At 61.4% G+C, this 14,975-nt stretch carries 16 protein-coding genes; 11 read left to right on the top strand and 5 right to left on the bottom strand.

Annotation, left to right across the window (positions count from 1 at the left end; translation table 11 throughout):
* Positions 1–22: 22 nt before the first annotated feature.
* From QA642_RS29675 to QA642_RS29660, 4 genes are read left to right on the top strand one after another with little or no spacing between them, the layout of a single operon-like run.
* Positions 23–400 (top strand): phage terminase small subunit P27 family, encoded by a 378-nt coding sequence (locus tag QA642_RS29675; RefSeq protein ID WP_283080008.1) that lies wholly within the window; start codon positions 23–25, stop codon positions 398–400.
* The gene (locus tag QA642_RS29670) at positions 369–2,003 is read left to right on the top strand and encodes a terminase TerL endonuclease subunit (RefSeq protein ID WP_349253801.1); all 1,635 of its coding nucleotides are present in this window, start codon (positions 369–371) and stop codon (positions 2,001–2,003) included. The genes QA642_RS29675 and QA642_RS29670 overlap by 32 nt, the downstream gene beginning before the upstream one ends.
* Positions 2,004–2,006: 3 nt before the next feature.
* The gene (locus tag QA642_RS29665; RefSeq protein WP_283080007.1) at positions 2,007–2,402 is read left to right on the top strand and encodes a hypothetical protein; all 396 of its coding nucleotides are present in this window, start codon (positions 2,007–2,009) and stop codon (positions 2,400–2,402) included.
* Positions 2,395–2,727, top strand: coding sequence for a gene transfer agent family protein (locus QA642_RS29660; RefSeq protein ID WP_283080006.1), 333 nt, complete (start codon positions 2,395–2,397; stop codon positions 2,725–2,727). The genes QA642_RS29665 and QA642_RS29660 overlap by 8 nt, the downstream gene beginning before the upstream one ends.
* A gap of 58 nt (positions 2,728–2,785) precedes the next feature.
* Here QA642_RS29660 and QA642_RS29655 read toward each other — a convergent pair whose 3' ends face one another.
* Complete coding sequence (locus QA642_RS29655) at positions 2,786–3,334, bottom strand: hypothetical protein (RefSeq protein ID WP_283080005.1); 549 nt, start codon at positions 3,332–3,334, stop codon at positions 2,786–2,788.
* On the opposite strand from QA642_RS29655, the gene QA642_RS29650 reads away from it, so the two are divergent.
* On the top strand, positions 3,305–4,981 hold the full coding sequence (locus tag QA642_RS29650) for a hypothetical protein (protein WP_283080004.1): 1,677 nt from the start codon (positions 3,305–3,307) through the stop codon (positions 4,979–4,981). The genes QA642_RS29655 and QA642_RS29650 overlap by 30 nt on opposite strands.
* Before the next feature lie 762 nt (positions 4,982–5,743).
* Here the strand turns inward: QA642_RS29650 and QA642_RS29645 are convergent.
* A complete protein-coding gene (locus tag QA642_RS29645) occupies positions 5,744–6,073 on the bottom strand; it encodes a hypothetical protein (RefSeq protein WP_283080003.1) in 330 nt (109 codons plus the stop codon).
* 219 nt (positions 6,074–6,292) lie between these two features.
* On the bottom strand, positions 6,293–7,027 hold the full coding sequence (locus QA642_RS29640; RefSeq protein WP_283080002.1) for a hypothetical protein: 735 nt from the start codon (positions 7,025–7,027) through the stop codon (positions 6,293–6,295).
* 227 nt (positions 7,028–7,254) lie between these two features.
* Between QA642_RS29640 and QA642_RS29635 the strand changes: the two genes are divergently transcribed.
* The 4 genes from QA642_RS29635 to QA642_RS29620 all read left to right on the top strand — a co-directional run bounded on the left by QA642_RS29635 (position 7,255) and on the right by QA642_RS29620 (position 8,936).
* Positions 7,255–7,593, top strand: a complete 339-nt coding sequence (locus QA642_RS29635) for a hypothetical protein (protein ID WP_283080001.1) — start codon at positions 7,255–7,257, stop codon at positions 7,591–7,593.
* A gap of 112 nt (positions 7,594–7,705) precedes the next feature.
* Positions 7,706–7,945 carry a hypothetical protein gene (locus tag QA642_RS29630; RefSeq protein ID WP_283080000.1) on the top strand — a complete coding sequence of 80 codons (240 nt, stop codon included), beginning with the start codon at positions 7,706–7,708 and terminating at the stop codon, positions 7,943–7,945.
* Entirely contained in the window at positions 7,942–8,151 is a 210-nt protein-coding gene (locus tag QA642_RS29625; protein ID WP_283079999.1) for a hypothetical protein, read from the top strand. The genes QA642_RS29630 and QA642_RS29625 overlap by 4 nt, the downstream gene beginning before the upstream one ends.
* Positions 8,152–8,216: 65 nt before the next feature.
* On the top strand, positions 8,217–8,936 hold the full coding sequence (locus QA642_RS29620) for a hypothetical protein (protein ID WP_283079998.1): 720 nt from the start codon (positions 8,217–8,219) through the stop codon (positions 8,934–8,936).
* Here the strand turns inward: QA642_RS29620 and QA642_RS29615 are convergent.
* On the bottom strand, positions 8,920–10,689 hold the full coding sequence (locus tag QA642_RS29615; protein ID WP_283079997.1) for a site-specific integrase: 1,770 nt from the start codon (positions 10,687–10,689) through the stop codon (positions 8,920–8,922). The two genes, QA642_RS29620 and QA642_RS29615, sit on opposite strands and share 17 nt — an antisense overlap.
* A gap of 286 nt (positions 10,690–10,975) precedes the next feature.
* Here QA642_RS29615 and QA642_RS29610 point away from each other — a divergent pair, with 286 nt between their 5' ends.
* Positions 10,976–11,332, top strand: a complete 357-nt coding sequence (locus tag QA642_RS29610; RefSeq protein ID WP_283079996.1) for a DUF1428 family protein — start codon at positions 10,976–10,978, stop codon at positions 11,330–11,332.
* A gap of 98 nt (positions 11,333–11,430) precedes the next feature.
* Here the strand turns inward: QA642_RS29610 and QA642_RS29605 are convergent, their stop codons facing one another.
* The gene (locus QA642_RS29605) at positions 11,431–13,254 is read right to left on the bottom strand and encodes a caspase family protein (protein WP_283079995.1); all 1,824 of its coding nucleotides are present in this window, start codon (positions 13,252–13,254) and stop codon (positions 11,431–11,433) included.
* Between the two features lie 433 nt (positions 13,255–13,687).
* On the opposite strand from QA642_RS29605, the gene QA642_RS29600 reads away from it, so the two are divergent.
* Positions 13,688–14,941 (top strand): ABC transporter substrate-binding protein, encoded by a 1,254-nt coding sequence (locus QA642_RS29600; protein ID WP_283079994.1) that lies wholly within the window; start codon positions 13,688–13,690, stop codon positions 14,939–14,941.
* The last annotated feature ends 34 nt before the right edge of the window (positions 14,942–14,975 follow it).

Genomic DNA, 14,975 nt, shown 5'->3' with positions numbered 1-14,975 from the left:
CACTGTCGAGAGGGGTTGACGCATGCGCGGGCGAAAACCACAACTTGCTGCTGATGCGAACGCACTCGATGCCTCGACCCGGCCGCCATCCTGGTTGAGCAAGCACGCCAAGGCAGAATGGCGCCGCGTCATGCCGGAGCTTGCCAAGCGTCGCATCCTCACGCCGGCCGATCTGGGATGCTTAGAAAGCTACTGCATCGCTATCGGCCGTATCCGCGAGCTGGAGATTCTCCTGCGCGCAGGCATCGATCCCAAGCTTTGCCGCATGCAGGACAAGGCCATGGTGACGGCTCGCCAGCTTGCCGCTGAGCTAGGGCTTACCCCAGTTTCGCGCTCGCGGCCGGCTGTCCGCGACAACAACGACCAGGATGATGATGAAAACCCGCTCAGCATCGTCTGACACTTATCCGCACTGGATTTTCGACGGCTCGCCCATTCCCGACCCCTTCGGGCATGCCAATCGGGCCGTGCGCTTTCTCCGGTCGCTCAAGCATCCCAAGTCAACGCTCGCGCGGAAGCAATTCCAGCTCGACCCGTGGCAGGAACGTATCGTGCGCGCGATCTACGGGCCTCGCGACGCTGCCGGGAACCGGATTGTCTCCGTTGTCGTGATCCTGGTCCCGCGCGGCAACCGTAAGACCAGCCTATCCGCCGCCCTGGCGCTGCTCCATACCATTGGCCCCGAACGCGTCTCCGGCGGCGAAGTGATCTTTGCCGCCAGTGACCGCAGCCAAGCCGGTATCGCCTTTAAGGAAGCGCGCGGCATCGTTCAGGCGGATACCAAGCATCTCGTCCCGGTGACAAAGGTTTATGACGCCTTCAACAGCGCGAAAAAGATCACCTATCCCGGCGACGGGACCGAATTGGAAGTCATCTCGGCTGATGCACCGAGCAAGGAAGGCCGAACGCCGGCTTTCGTTCTGGCTGACGAACTCCATATCTGGCGCGGGGCTGATCTTTGGAAGGTTCTCACCAACGGCCTGGACAAGATCGACAACAGCTTGCTTGTGGTCGCCACCACCGCCGGTCGGGGGCAGGACAACATCGCCCATGAAGTGATTGAGCGCGCCCGCAAGATCGCGCGCGGCGACATCGTTGACCCGACGTGGCTCCCGGTCCTGTTCGAGTCACCGGCCGATGTGGACTATGCCAGCGAGGACGCGTGGCGGCGGGTTAACCCCGGCAGTGCGCACGGCTATCCGTCGATCAAGGGATACCAGCGTCACATCGCGCGGGCGAAGGACAGCCCTACCGAGCGCGACAGCCTATTGCAATACAAGCTCAACGTCTGGCTTGACCATTCGACATCGCCCTTAGTGGCAATGGACCTTTACGACCAGGGCGCGGCGCCGATCGACTATGAGGCCTTGCGCGGTGCGCCGTGCTGGGTTGGCGTCGATATGTCCAAGACGATCGACCTCTCTGCCGTCGTCGCGTGCTTCCGGGACGGCGATACCTACACCGTGCTGCCGCACTTCTTTTGCCCTGAGGCTGATGTCCGCAAGCGCGGCGATCTCGACGGCGTGAACTATGCCTCATGGGCAAAGGACGGCTTTATCACAGCGACGCCCGGGAACGTCATCGATAACGCTGCGGTCGCGGATTACATCCGATCGCTGGCAGAACGCTTCCAGGTCCAGGAGATCGGCTTTGACGTAGCCTATGCGCAAGCCGTCATGGCGTTGCTGAGCGACGAATTCGGCGAACGTATCGTCACTATGCGGCAAGGATGGGTGACGCAATCGCCCGCGCTCAACACGCTTGAGGCGGCAATCATCGGCAGCAACTTCCGGCACGGCGGCCATCCGGTCTTGCGCTGGAACTTCGCGAACGTCGCCATCCACAAAGACGCAAATGACAACCGGATCATTCACAAGAGCAAGTCGACCGATCGCATTGACGGCGCGGCCGCAACTTGGATGGCCGTATCGCGCGCTGCTGCGGGTGAAGGCCACCGATCGCTATATGACCTCCCGAACGCTGTTGACCTTCTATCGTGGTGACCCATGGCTGACGATCTAGACGACTTCCTCAATTCGTTGCCGGACAAGCTCACCGAGCATCTGGACGACGTTCTGCGCGAGCAGGCTTTCCGGCTTTCCGACGCTCAGCGCGCCGCGTTGCGGTCGCTTGAGCAGTCACCGGAGACCGGCGCTTTGGAAGCGTCCTGCACGGTCGCTGCCGGCGCCCATGACCTGGAATACTTCGTTGAGGCCGGCGGCGATATGACCACCAAGGAAGTCCGCGACGGCAGTGGCGAGCCATACGATTACGCGCTCGGTTTTGAATTCGGGACCAGCCATCAGCCGGCGCGCCCGTTCTTTTTCAATAACTATGACGCCATGCGAGACGACATGCAGCAGGCAATCGACGATGCAGTGAGTGAGGTTCTGAATGACTAAATCGACCGGCCGCGAAATCACATGGGCGGGCGGCACCCATACGTTTGACTTAGGGCATCCGTGGGTCAGGCGCGTGATTGCTTGGCGCGGCATCAACGGACACGCGCCGCACGCTCTGCTCACACGCCTTGGAGGTGAAATTTATAGCTCCGAAGATGTAGAGCGCGTCATCGAGTTGGGCTTGATCGGCGGCGGCATGACGGAGCGCGACGTTGAGGCGCTGCTTGACGCCCACGTGCGCGATAAGCCGCTGAATCACAGCGCGCCAGTCGCTAGCACGGTTCTGGCCATGTTGATTGTAGGAGCCGACAATGCCAGCGCCTAGTCTCCGCATTCCGATCTCGGTCAACCTCGACCAGCTGAAGGAACAGCTCCGGCAGACTTCAAGCTTGACCGGCACCGCGACGCGCCAGATCGCAAAGCAGTTCCTCGACATGAACAAAGACCTCGCCAAGGACGCGATCTTTGCGACCATGGCGCGCGGTGCCATTGATCTCGCCGGCAAGGTCGCGATCGCGGTCGGCGCCTACAAGCTTATGACGGCTGCGATCAGCGGCGCCCGCGAGCAGATGCAGCAAATGGTCGATATCGCCGACAAGGCCCAGAACCTTGGCGTATCGCCCGCGTTCCTCCAGGCTTTCACTAGCGAGGCCCGAAAGCTCAAGGTAGAGGCCGGCGAGCTTGAATCTGCCCTCGACCATGCATTCCAGGCGACCAAGGACCGCTCGCCGATCGACATTGGCGAGTGGACGGTCGGCGAAGAGAAGATCACGGCCGTTGAGAAGGCCTTGCGCGTCTACAATGAGACGCTTGCCAAGGACGCCGGCCAACAGCTTCAAGGCTTGGTCCTGTTCCGGGATGCTCAGACCCAAGAGGACAAGATCAAGGCCGTGCTCGCCGCCATGATCCAGCTCGACCAGATCGGGCAGCATGCCGCGAGCCTTGACCTAGGCGAGAAGATGTTCGGCACGGCCATCGTTGATCGCATGCGACAGGGCAAGACCAGCGCTGAAAGCATGTTGCAGACAATCAGAGAGGCCAGCGCCAACGCGGACGGCATCTTCAGCAACGCCCTGGTCGAGCGTGCGAAGGAAGTCGACGACCAGCTCAAGATCGCCCATCAACGCCTCTCGACCGCGCTGAAGCCGTCCTGGGACGACCTCGCCAGCGTCATGATGGACATCAAGTCCGCCTGGGCCGACGTGATCGGCTACATCGCCAAGGCCGCGGAGCTATCGAACAAGCTTCCGCGCATCCCTGGCATGCCGGCAAGCGCGACCGACCTGGACGCCAAGCGGGACGCGCTCGCCCAGGTGCAGGCGCGGTTGAACGGCACCGGTAGCGGCCTGTTCGGCAGCGTGGAGCTTCCACCATTGTCCATCCCCGGGATCGGGCAGGTCTACGGTGGCACGCGCGCCGACCTGGAGGCCCACCGCGACCGCCTGCAAAAGGAGATCGCGGCGCTGACGGCGAACGGGGAGCAGTATGGTCCGCCGGCGCCTAGCCAGACGCGCGGCACCGGCCCGGCGCCGACCAAGATCAGCACCGGCGGCAACGTGGACAAGCTCGACACGGCCGCCGACAGCATCGAGAAGCGCACGGCGGCCTTGCAGGCCGAAGCGGCCGGCCTGGACCTCTCGACCGCCGCGCGTGAGAAAAACAAGATCGCTGCCCAGCTCCAGGTCGTCGCCATGCAGGCAAATGCGGCGGCGGGGAAGGGGGAGGGCGTCGTAACGGCCGAACAGCGCCAGCGCATCCAGGAAGTCACCGAGGCCTATGGCAAGGCCACCGAGGCCATCGAAGAGGCCACCGTGGCGCAGTCGATCCGGCGCGGCCGGCAGACCTCTTTGCTGGATCCCCAGGACGTGCAGATCGCCGAACAGCTCAAGGGCCTTTATCCGGACGTAGGGACGGCGCTAAATTCTGTGGAGGCGTCGGCCATGCGGACCAATGAGGCCATGCGGTCGATCGGCAGCACCATGAGCAGCAGCCTGACCTCCGGCCTCGCGGACATCCTGGACGGCACCAAAAGCGTGTCGGCGGGCTTTGCCGATATGTCCAGGGCCGTCGTGCGCGCCCTAGAGGAAGCCATGATCAAGATGCTGATTGTGCAGCCGATCATGCGCTCGCTGAGCGGCACGTTCGGCTTTAGCGACGGCGGCTTGGTCACCGCCGCGACCGTTGCCAAGGCGGACGGTGGCTACATCAGCGGACCAGGAACGGGCACCTCAGACAGCATCCCGGCGCGGCTCAGCAATGGCGAATTCGTGGTGCGCGCCTCCGCCGTAGCGAAGCACCGCGCCGTGCTAGAGGCGATCAACGCCGACCGCATTCCGCGATTTGCGGACGGCGGGCTCGTCGGTGCCGGCTCGCCGGCGGCGCCCCTGGTTAGCGGGCAGTCAGGCGCCAGCGTCACGATGGGCGACATTCACGTCCATGGCGGCGTCTCCAACGGCACGCCGGCCCAGAACCAGGAGCTTGCCCAGCATATTGCAGAGCAGGTGACGCATCAGGTGCGCGCGATCGTGGGGCAGGAATTTCGGACGCAGATGCGACCGGGAGGCGTTCTCCGCCGATGAAGAGAAAAGCCCCCGGTGGAGTTGCACACCGGAGGCTTTCCCTGATGAGACACACGGCTATCGGTGTCGGGCTCTATTATAGCAATCGCATCAACTTTCTCGCGAAGTTTTTTCGATGAGGGTTGCGAAAAAACATCGAGCAAACCTCGAAGCGACCGCTATATGCATTCGTTGATGAGACCCTGTTGCGCGCCTTGCGCGGCAGTATAGCGGCTTTGAACGAACGGTGTGGCGGAACATGACGCCACCTATGAGCCAGCCGCAGGCGCACGGATATCGGATCAAGCGCTCCCCTGTATAGGACGCCTTGGTAGGGTTGCACCGGACAATCACCAGATTGTCGAACGCGCCAAAAGATGAAGGCACTGCCTTACGGCAACCTTCTCCGACCACGCCGTTGATGGATATCGAGCGGGTGGTTGGGCATCCGGCTCCGGCCGGGTAACCGCGTGATCGCTTGCGATCGAGATGCGGAGTTTAAGGCGAGGGCACGGGACGCCACCTCGCCGCATTGGTCATCACCAACGCTACGCTCCAGATTAACCTTCGATGGAATGAACCTCGAACCTCTCTCCCTTCGGGATAAGCATTAGGGCTGTTGCTCTCTGCTTGTCTCTGGAGGGAGAAAGTTTCCCTTGGAATGGGGCTGTGGTTATGTGCTTTGAACTTGTTTGTCCGCTATAAGAGCGGGGACGCGACGGACGACGTGAGCGAAGAGCGGACCCTAAACACCGACCCAGTGAGGTGCACCACCAGCCAATTTTAAAAGAGCCGACACTCCGCCCCCACTGCGCCATCGACGAGATATACCCGGACTTTCCACTTAGACGACTTCAGCTTCAAATTCTGGTTGCAGTAGTAGTTCGCTAGCGCTGCGGCCTTAAGATCGAGGCGGTTGGGAAGGTAAAGGTCCAGGCTGCTATTCCATCCGCTGATATCGAACTTAGTGGCATCGCCGGACGCCACGGCCATTGCTCCGGCCAAGCGGAGTGTGTCGAAGTCAGCTGAGAAGTTTGCTTTCCGCAATGCCTCCTCAGCGTCTCTCCTCGCTTTTTCCTCCGGAGTAGGACCTGGCGCGAGCGCGATACCCAAACCGATGACTCCGGCGATCACGAGCACAGCAAGGCAGCCAACTGAAGACGCCGAGGATTTTACAGGTCTGTTCACCCCGCAATGAGGGCAAGTTTTCGCAGTAGTGCTCACCTGCGCGCCGCACTCGCGGCAAGGTTTTAATGCCATAACGTCTCGCCCCCGTATCGCCGTTTTGGGACAAAAGCGGCTCTATCGTCAAGGGCGTCGATGATGGCTTTTCTAGTGAACGGTGGCGCCTGGAGGAGGAGTCTCCGGCCCTGGATTGCTCTCCCGAGGGCTGAAAGACATCCATCCGAAAACCGCCGGCAGGATCTTGGCCTCTTCACGAGCGTCACTGCCGGCGCGAAGATAGTTGACCGCTGTCGGTGTTTTGACGGACACGAAGTAACGGCTCTGGCTGTAAGCGTAGAACGTGAAGGTGGACTTGGCGTCAATGTTGTCGATGATGACCGTCCGATCGGAGCTGTCAACGATGTCGCCCGATTTTGTAGCCGCCGGGTTGTCCTGGGGCTTCATGGCAGCGCGGAACTCTTCCTTGAAAACCATAACCACGTTGAAGATCGGGAAATCAGCGTAGTTGGTGATGTCGCAGCGTGAGACCAGCGAAATCTCGCCGTCTTTGAACCATTCCCACTTTTCTCCTGGTTGACCGTGGCGTGTGCCGAGGCCCCACGGCTCGGCGCCCATCTCAAGCTTGCTGACGATATCCATCGTGGACACCCGACCCGACGGCGGGACGGTTGAGGGAAGCTTGGCAAGTTCGCATTTGAACAGAAGAGCTGCTGGGCTCCCTATAGACGGACTTGCTGAGGTGACCGTCGGCTGAGATTTCGCTTTCCAAGAATCCCACGCTTCCTTCAGTATCGCTGTCGCCATCGTTGCTGCGACAACGCCGATCGCCGCGAGCACTCCTCCCAGGACAAATCGCGCAATGAGTGGCCAGCCATCCAGCATAGAAAGATATCCCCTGATTCAACCTGTTGGCGACGCGCGTTCTAACACGAAACGAACCGTGGACCTCCGCGGCGCCCGGCGGCTATTCACCGTTTTCATCTCGACCGGCGACCATATAAGTCAGTATTGACTTACAACTTGAACGTGAAATTACGGATTGACGCCACCTTGCGAATATGAATCTAGTGGCGCCACACCGCTAATGGTGGGGCTAAAAAGGGAATGCCATGCTGATCGCTGACGACCGCTACTTACAACTTGTGCGCACACTGACCGACGCGCGCGCTGGCTCCGACACCTATGTCGTGATGGGGCGCGCCTGGGTCGAGAACCGAATTCAGGTCGCGTTGTGCGCCGCTGACATCTATCCGGCATCAAGCGCAGATTGCGGGCGCGGCCATCCGTCGATCATGATGCACAGCGAGGAGCCGTCCCGCGACGACGTCGCGGAGATCGAGCAGGTGCTCGCCGGCTTGGGCATTGCGAAGGCCACTAAGAGCCTGCCTAAAATTTCCGCGAAGAATCTTCGCGAATGCCCACAACGGCCTGCCTATAGGCGGCAATAGCGAAAGGCTTCGCGGCCGTTCGCATCTCCTCTGTCAGTGCTCAGCCCGGCGGCATCACCCCGCCGGGCTGATTTTCAGGGGAGATTATCCAACCACTGACATGGAGAACCGAATGCCTATCGAGCCGTTCAAGCCCGTCACGTATTCCGCTGCCCGCCGTCGCTTCAATCGCGCCTCCGAACACCAGCGCATCTGCAAACTAAGCCCACGAGGAGCCAATTGCCTTCAGGCGTCCTATGCCATTGTGGAGAACAACTTCATCACCGCGACCGGCGAGATCGATACCGTTGAGGCGTGGTGCCGCGACGAGGGCGTGCTCGGACCGCACGAGTTCCTGAAGGAAGCTGCATGAGCGACGATAGAGAGGGGACGGTCGGCCCCAAATCCGGCCTCACAGCCGATTGGTATTTCGACGGTCAGTTTGTCTACCTGGAGCACCCTCAATACCAAACCGCACCGTGCAAACTCCTGCCCGGTAAGACGCCGGAAGGAACGGCGGAATGGATGCTGGCTGAGCTAGTGACGGCAATGCAACTCGGAACGGCGAAATCCCGGTAGTATTGCTACCTATTGCCCAAGATCGTCCCTCGCGCTTAGATTGCGCGGGGGAATGTGGAGGGGCCATGGATTATCGAGTCGAGAACCGCGTCGTGCTGAGCACCGAGAGAGAGCACAATAATCTCTACGATTGGTCGATCAAAGAGTTCGATAGCAGAGGAAGGCAAATCGGTCCGGATCAGGTCCCCTGGGGATACAGTCTGTATTTTGAAGTCATCGAGTTGATCCCGTCGTGCAACGTCCGGATAACATCGGAAGACAAGGAAGCCGAGACCAGCAAAGCTGAAGTGTCAGAACACATCTTTGGAAAGCTTAGGCCATCGGTAGAGGCGAGGCAGGCCGGGTTCTACTCCATGTTTGGCACGCAACGACAAATCACCGATTTTGGATTGTTCATCTACAAGTCTGCCGATGATGTGGACCGCTGTCGCCTATGGGGCTCGATAGGCTACACATCAGAATGGGATTTCGAGCGCCAGACCCAAGAGGATAGCATCCAGGCCTACGTTCATCTATCAGCTGATAAATTCGAACACGTCATGCGCTTCGTCAAGTTTCCGCGGCCGACAGGCGCACAGCTTCGTCTGTCGGGGGTATCTGGATTCTATTCGGAGTGGTCACCATCGATCAGAACCGACCGCATCAAAGTGTTGGCCAACGTTGGCGATCAAAGGATGGAGGATCCCCAGGGACTATCATTTGATCCGCCTGCCTTGGGACACGTGCGAGAGTTCGACTTGAGCTTCCAGCAGCAGTATCCTCTCATGATCAAAGAGAGAAGCTAATGGCCTCGATCATCATCACCCGATCCCGCAGCGGGCCTTCTTTCAGCACACCGTAGCGCCCCGTCGTGCTGGCCTTCGTGTGCCCCAGCAGCACGCCATGCTGCTCATCCAGGTAACCGGCAGCGCGGAACGCATCAGCGACGTTGTGGCGGAAACTATGGAAGTTGACGCGCTTGTCCACTTTCACGCCAACGGCCTTGAAGTAGCCATTGAAGAACTTTGAGGCCTCGCCGAAATAGCCGCGCTTGTCACGCACCACTTGGGGAAACAGCCGCGCCTCGCCTCGCGCAATTACGCCTGCATGGTAGTCGAGGAAGCCCAGCTCGATCAGTCTGGAATGCACCGGCACCACGCGCTTTGAGCCTTCTGTCTTGGTCGACTTCTCTTCGTCACCCAAGTCGCTGATGTGGAAGACCCATGCGCCGTGAAGCTGATAGACGTCCTCGGTGAGCAACTGGCACAGCTCGCCCAGGCGCGCACCCGAATAGATCGCAATCAAGGGAATCCAGTAGCGCCAATCCCTCACTGCGACGTTGCCGGGCTTGCTCTCGGCTTCGTCGCCCAGGCATGAGCCGAACAGCGGCGAGTTGAAGATCGTCTGTAGCTGTTGTTCGGTGAACGGGAATCGGTTCTTCCGCCGCTTGTCGATCGACAGATACATGCCGCTCATCACGTCGTCGTCGATATATTCGTTTTGGAGCAGCCAGCGCGCGAAGCTGCCTAGCGCCGCGAGATATTTGTTCACGCTCTTCTGGCTGATCGCGGGCTTTTTGACCGTCTCGTTCGCCTCAATGATCTTGCGGAAGGACATGCCCTGAAATGCCTTGGTGTCCGCCGCCTTCACCGGCCATTGCGCCAAGGCCTGTTTCCAGTTTCGGACAGCCTTCCGGTTGATGGTAGTGACGTGTGAGGCCCCGCCGACAAACTCGGCGAACAGCTTCACGATCTTGCGGTTCTGGTCCCAGGTGTCCGGCCGCGCGTCTCCAATCCGCTCGGCTTTGAACTTGTCGTAAAGTTCCATTAGCGTTTCACCCGGCGCGGCAACTCGCTTGCCCTGGGTTAGGTCGGCAGGCACCACAATCGGATCAGAGGGCACGCCGGACCACTTGCCGGCATCACGTTCGGCGGCCCGCTCGAGCACCTCGACCTGGGCGCGCTGCAAGCGCTGGCAAAGGTCACGATAGGCTGGCGAGCCCTTGGCGATCAGCAGCCGCTCACTATGGATCACCTCATCGGCCTTCCATTCGATCAGAGCAGTCTCACCGGTCGCCAACTGCTTCTTAAGCTCGGCAAGCTGAACGGCGCGGCGCTCGCGGTCGAACTTCGCCGCGTCTTTCATGACGATCAGCTCAATGGTCGCATTGAGTTGCACTATGGGGTCGGCGGACCAGGGCACCCGGCCGGCCTCGATATCGGTTGCGAGCGTGTTCGCAGCTTCCCGGGTCGCGGCGTCGGTCGGTAGCGCCGCGCGCGCCTGGGCGTCCTGGTTCAGCTCGGTCTCGTAATGCGACCACACGGCGGCCTGGAGATCGGCGGGGGAGGGTTCGCGGCGCTGCTCCAGGTCAGCGAACTGTGCGCGGAACGAAGCGATCACGGGCGCCGCTCTGTCGCGCGCCTGCCGTGGGTCGGTGGTCTTGAGGGACTGCCAAATCTCTTTCCGCTTAAGCACCGGCTGAAGCTTCAGCGGGACGCCGACGCGAACATAGTAGGACGTGCGACCGGGACGCTTTTGGATGTTTGTGGCGATCGACATTCGAGTCCTCGTAACCGTGACTCGTAACCACTACTCGTAACCGTTCAGCGTTAAAAGCTGTTTTATTTCATGCCGTTATTGAAATCGTTGAATTTTTGCTGGGGGTCCTCAGGGTCCAGGTTCCCCAGCCAGTTCCGGGCGCATTCCCAGCTTCTGTTTGACCCCGCTCCCCGGTTGCGAAATTCGCTCCGCGCACCGCCGCTCGCGACGGTTTGCCTCATCCGAGCCCGGTCGGATCGCCGCCGGCTCCATCGTCCTTGGGACACACAACCCAAGGAGATCCGAAATGCGCTATGTCGATGGTTTCGTGCTAGCCGTGCCCAAGGACAAGATCGAGGCCTACAAGGCGCTGGCGCGAACGGCCTGCGCGGTCTGGATGGAGCACGGCGCACTCGATTATATCGAGTGCATCGGCGACGACGTGCCCTATGGCGAGCTGACCTCGTTTCCGCGCGCGGTGATGGCGAAGGAGGACGAGGTGGTCGTGTTCTCCTGGATCATCTACCGCGATCGCGAGACCCGCGATGCCGTCAACAAGAAGGTGATGGCGGATGCGCGGCTGAAGGGCGGCGACATGCCGTTCGACGGCAAGCGCATGATCTATGGCGGCTTCACGACGCTGCTTCAGGCGCACTCGCCGTAGCGCAAGGCGGCCGGTTGAGGCGGCTGTCGGGCAGGCTTTGCCCGACGAACCTCGCGATCCCGATTGGCACAATGCCTCGACTGGCTGGCGCGGGGCGATCAGCCGCGCCGCTTCCGGCCGCGCTTGACGGCGCGCTTTCTCGGCGCGCGCCGCTCGCCTCGACCTGCCTCGGCTACGCTCCATGGAATTTTCGCCTTGAGCTGTTCCCTGGCGCCGACGAGGTTGGGGGTCTGGCTGTATTTGAGGCGGCGGAGCTTGGCCGCAACCAGATCGCTCAATTCCTGGAACGACGGATTGGTACCGCCATCGCGCTGCTCCCGCAACACCTTTGCCATGCAGAACGTATAGGCGCCGTACGACGTCACGCCGTCGCGATATTCGTAGGAGAGCTGCTCCTCCTGGCAGGCCTCGAGCAGGATCGGCAGATAAGGGCCGTGATGTCCGAGCTCGGCTCTTATCTTGTTGTAGTCCTTGTCGGGTTTGGTGCGGAGCGCCATGCCGCGCCCGAGCCGCTGCGTCGCCCCGTTGCGGCCGACATAGTCGGCGCCGTTCCTGCGCTTGCTCAGGCTCTCGTTCAGCGGCTTGAAGTCGCGCGGCACCCACATGCCTTCGCTCGCCTCCCATCGCAGCGCCCGGTGACGGATATCGTCGGGCGGCGTGAGGCCACGGATGCGCGGGCCGCCGTCGCGTGTCATGCCGCCGGAATGGCAGCAATCGAGCATCGCGACGAAATAGCTGTCGTACGGCAGCTGCGAATAGAGCTGGGCGAACTGGCGGTCCAGGATGGCGTGCTCGGGCGTCCAGTCGAAATCATAGGGCACCAGGCACTCGTCGACGCGATCCGGCGTGCCGGCCGGACTGTATCTGGGCATCTGGGCGCCGTGACCCGAGTAGAACAGCATGCGCTCGTCGTCCTTGCGCACGCCGTCGAGCAGCCAGTGCAGGCGCTCCATGATGCCTTGCGTCGTCGCGCGCTCGTTGAGCACGACGCGGATTTCGTCGGCCTTGAAACCGCTTTCCTGGAGCACCGAGCTCATCAGGAACACGTCGTTGACGCAGCCTTCGAGCCGGTTGGCAGGATCGGGATAGTCGTTGATGCCGATCAAGAGGGCGCGGCGGGTCGGCCTTGCATCGATGCGCGCGACCTCGCGCACGGCGCCGACGATCGAGCGCGATGTCGGCACCGGGACCACGTCGTGCCAGACGGTGGCGACGGTCTCGGGACGCGAAAGGTACCAGGTCGCGTTGTGATTCAAGACGTCGTTGGGGACGTCGAACGGCGTCAGCACCTGCTGGAAATTGTCCGCGGCGATCTCGAGCGGGTAGGTGAGGACGCGATCTTCCCGGTTGAACAGGTGGTACCATTTCCGGCAGGGAAGGTCCTTGATGCGGCCGGCGAAGATGTCGCGCACCGCGGGATTGCCGATCTGCGAGCCGAACGTAACGAAGACCTTGTCCTTGATCGCATTCGGATTGCGCACGAACGTGTCGTAGCAGATCAGCGAGCCGAGGCTGTGAGCGAGGACGACGTCGTAATTGCCGCTCTTCAGCTTGTCGAGCACAGTGCTGCGGAGCGTGGTCTGCAACTGCTCATCCACCGACCACTGGGCGACCATGCCCGCGGTCCATCTGATCAGGGTCGGGACGTCTTCGAGGCTGCGCGTGCCCGCGACGAGATCTCCGATTCCGTGGACGGTCGCGCTTGCCAGCAGCTTTGCCAGTGCGACGCCGTAGGTGACGAGGTTCGGCGGGTTCTTGTCGAACAGCTCGTCATAGGAGAGGAAGTCGATGGCCGGGTTGAGGCTCTGATCGACCGACTGGACCGCGCGTATGATCGCCTCGGACCAAGATTTTCGAAACTCGGCGTCGATCTCGGCATGGCCGACGCCGTGAACGCAAAGCAATGAAAGTCTCGTGCTCAAATGAACCTCCCGAAAAATGCAACCTTACATTGCCGTCGGAGCGGACTCAAGCTACAGCCGGATAGACTGGCGCGACGACTTGTCTCGGAAAGCCTCGTCTCGGTGAGGCGCAGGGGCGTGCTCCCGCATGCCGCGGAACGGGCTACCAGCGAACCGGCGTCACGGTGCTTGGTGCGTTTTGTGCCGCAGCAACGGCGCCGGGATTGCCACGGCGACAGCTGCGTTCACGTGGCGGTTGTCGGGGAAATATCGAACGACGCCAGATAGAATGCGGGTTACTCCGCGCGCAGCATCGTCTCACCCCGTTGCACCTTGCCGGTGTCCGGCCGCCATGCCATCCTCCCATGGCCAGGCATAAACAAACGGAAGCGGGCACTTAGCCACGGCTTCCAAAAAACCTTGGTCGGGGAAACCCTTTGGGAGGTCTGATTTCATGAATTTGAAGCATGTCACCGGGCTGCTTTGCGTAGCCGCGATGTCGCTTGCGCTGGTGTCCGCCGCGCAGGCGCAGGACAAGGTCGTCAAGATCGGCGTGATCATGCCGATGTCCGGCGGCACCGCCTCGATCGGCGCGCACGCCAAGGCGGCGCTCGATGTCGCAACCGACATCATCAACAACGCTCATCCCGAGCTCGGCAATTTCCCGCTGGCGAAGAACGCGGGCCTTGCCGGCCTCGGCGGCGCCAAGGTCGAAGTGATCATCGCCGACAACCAGGGCAACCCGGCAACGGGCCAGAACCAGGCGCTGCGCCTGATCACGGAAGAGAAGGTCGCGGCCGTGTTCGGCTCCTATCAGTCCGGCGTGACGCTGACCTCGAGCGCGATCGCCGAGAAATACGGCGTGCCATTCCTCAATTCCGAGTCGGTTGCCGCCAATCTCACCGAGCGCGGCTTCAAATGGTTCTTCCGGACTACGCCGATCGCCACCGACTTTGCCAAAATTTATGTCGACTTCCTCGCCGACATCAAGGCGCAGGGGGCCAAGACCGAGAGCGTCGCGATCGTTCACGACAACACCGAATACGGCACCTCGGTCGCGAACACGATCGCCGGCGCCTTCAAGGACAAGGGCCAGCCGATCGCGCTCGACGTCGCCTATCCCGTCAACGCGACTGACGTGCAGGGGCAGGTGCTCCAGCTCAAGGACAAGAAGCCCGACGTCGTCATCATGATCAGCTACACGTCGGACGCGATCCTGTTCGCCAAGACGATGCAGTCGCTCGACTACAAGCCGCCCGTGCTGCTCGCCGACGATGCCGGCTATTCCGATCCGTCCTTCACCAAGGCGGTCGGCAAGATCTCGCAAGGCGTCTTCAACCGCTCGTCCTGGGTCGTTGGTCCCTCGGGCTCGCCGTCCGCGATCATCGCCGACATGTACAAAAAGAAGAGCGGCGAGGACATGGACGACACGGTCGCCCGGCAGATGCAAGGCTTCTTCGTGCTGGCCGACGCCATCGACCGCGCCGGCTCGACCGAGCCTGCCAAGATCCAGGCGGCGCTGAAGGCGACGGACCTGAAGCCCGAGCAGCTCATGATCGGCTACAAGGGCGTCAAGTTCGACGACAAGGGCCAGAACATCCTCGCCTCCGGCGCCATCATCCAGCTCCAGGACGGCGAGAACTATGTCGCGGTGTGGCCGAAGGCCAATGCCGAGAAGCCGCCGGTGCTGCCCTACAAGGGCTGGTGAGATTTTTTGAAGGCGGGGCCGCGCGCCCCGCCTG

The sequence above is a fragment of the Bradyrhizobium sp. CB2312 genome (assembly GCF_029714425.1).
Taxonomy (GTDB): Bacteria; Pseudomonadota; Alphaproteobacteria; order Rhizobiales; family Xanthobacteraceae; genus Bradyrhizobium.
This window is presented reverse-complemented; position numbering and strand designations above follow the sequence as displayed.

Bases quoted from the DNA above. Each gene is read 5' to 3' on its own strand.
- QA642_RS29675 (WP_283080008.1), top strand. From the start codon at position 23: ATGCGCGGGCGAAAACCACAACTTGCTGCTGATGCGAACGCACTCGAT.
- QA642_RS29670 (WP_349253801.1), top strand. From the start codon at position 369: ATGATGATGAAAACCCGCTCAGCATCGTCTGACACTTATCCGCACTGG.
- QA642_RS29665 (WP_283080007.1), top strand. From the start codon at position 2,007: ATGGCTGACGATCTAGACGACTTCCTCAATTCGTTGCCGGACAAGCTC.
- QA642_RS29660 (WP_283080006.1), top strand. From the start codon at position 2,395: ATGACTAAATCGACCGGCCGCGAAATCACATGGGCGGGCGGCACCCAT.
- QA642_RS29650 (WP_283080004.1), top strand. From the start codon at position 3,305: ATGATCCAGCTCGACCAGATCGGGCAGCATGCCGCGAGCCTTGACCTA.
- QA642_RS29655 (WP_283080005.1), bottom strand. From the start codon at position 3,334: ATGCTGCCCGATCTGGTCGAGCTGGATCATGGCGGCGAGCACGGCCTT.
- QA642_RS29640 (WP_283080002.1), bottom strand. From the start codon at position 7,027: ATGCTGGATGGCTGGCCACTCATTGCGCGATTTGTCCTGGGAGGAGTG.
- QA642_RS29635 (WP_283080001.1), top strand. From the start codon at position 7,255: ATGCTGATCGCTGACGACCGCTACTTACAACTTGTGCGCACACTGACC.
- QA642_RS29630 (WP_283080000.1), top strand. From the start codon at position 7,706: ATGCCTATCGAGCCGTTCAAGCCCGTCACGTATTCCGCTGCCCGCCGT.
- QA642_RS29625 (WP_283079999.1), top strand. From the start codon at position 7,942: ATGAGCGACGATAGAGAGGGGACGGTCGGCCCCAAATCCGGCCTCACA.
- QA642_RS29620 (WP_283079998.1), top strand. From the start codon at position 8,217: ATGGATTATCGAGTCGAGAACCGCGTCGTGCTGAGCACCGAGAGAGAG.
- QA642_RS29615 (WP_283079997.1), bottom strand. From the start codon at position 10,689: ATGTCGATCGCCACAAACATCCAAAAGCGTCCCGGTCGCACGTCCTAC.
- QA642_RS29610 (WP_283079996.1), top strand. From the start codon at position 10,976: ATGCGCTATGTCGATGGTTTCGTGCTAGCCGTGCCCAAGGACAAGATC.
- QA642_RS29600 (WP_283079994.1), top strand. From the start codon at position 13,688: ATGAATTTGAAGCATGTCACCGGGCTGCTTTGCGTAGCCGCGATGTCG.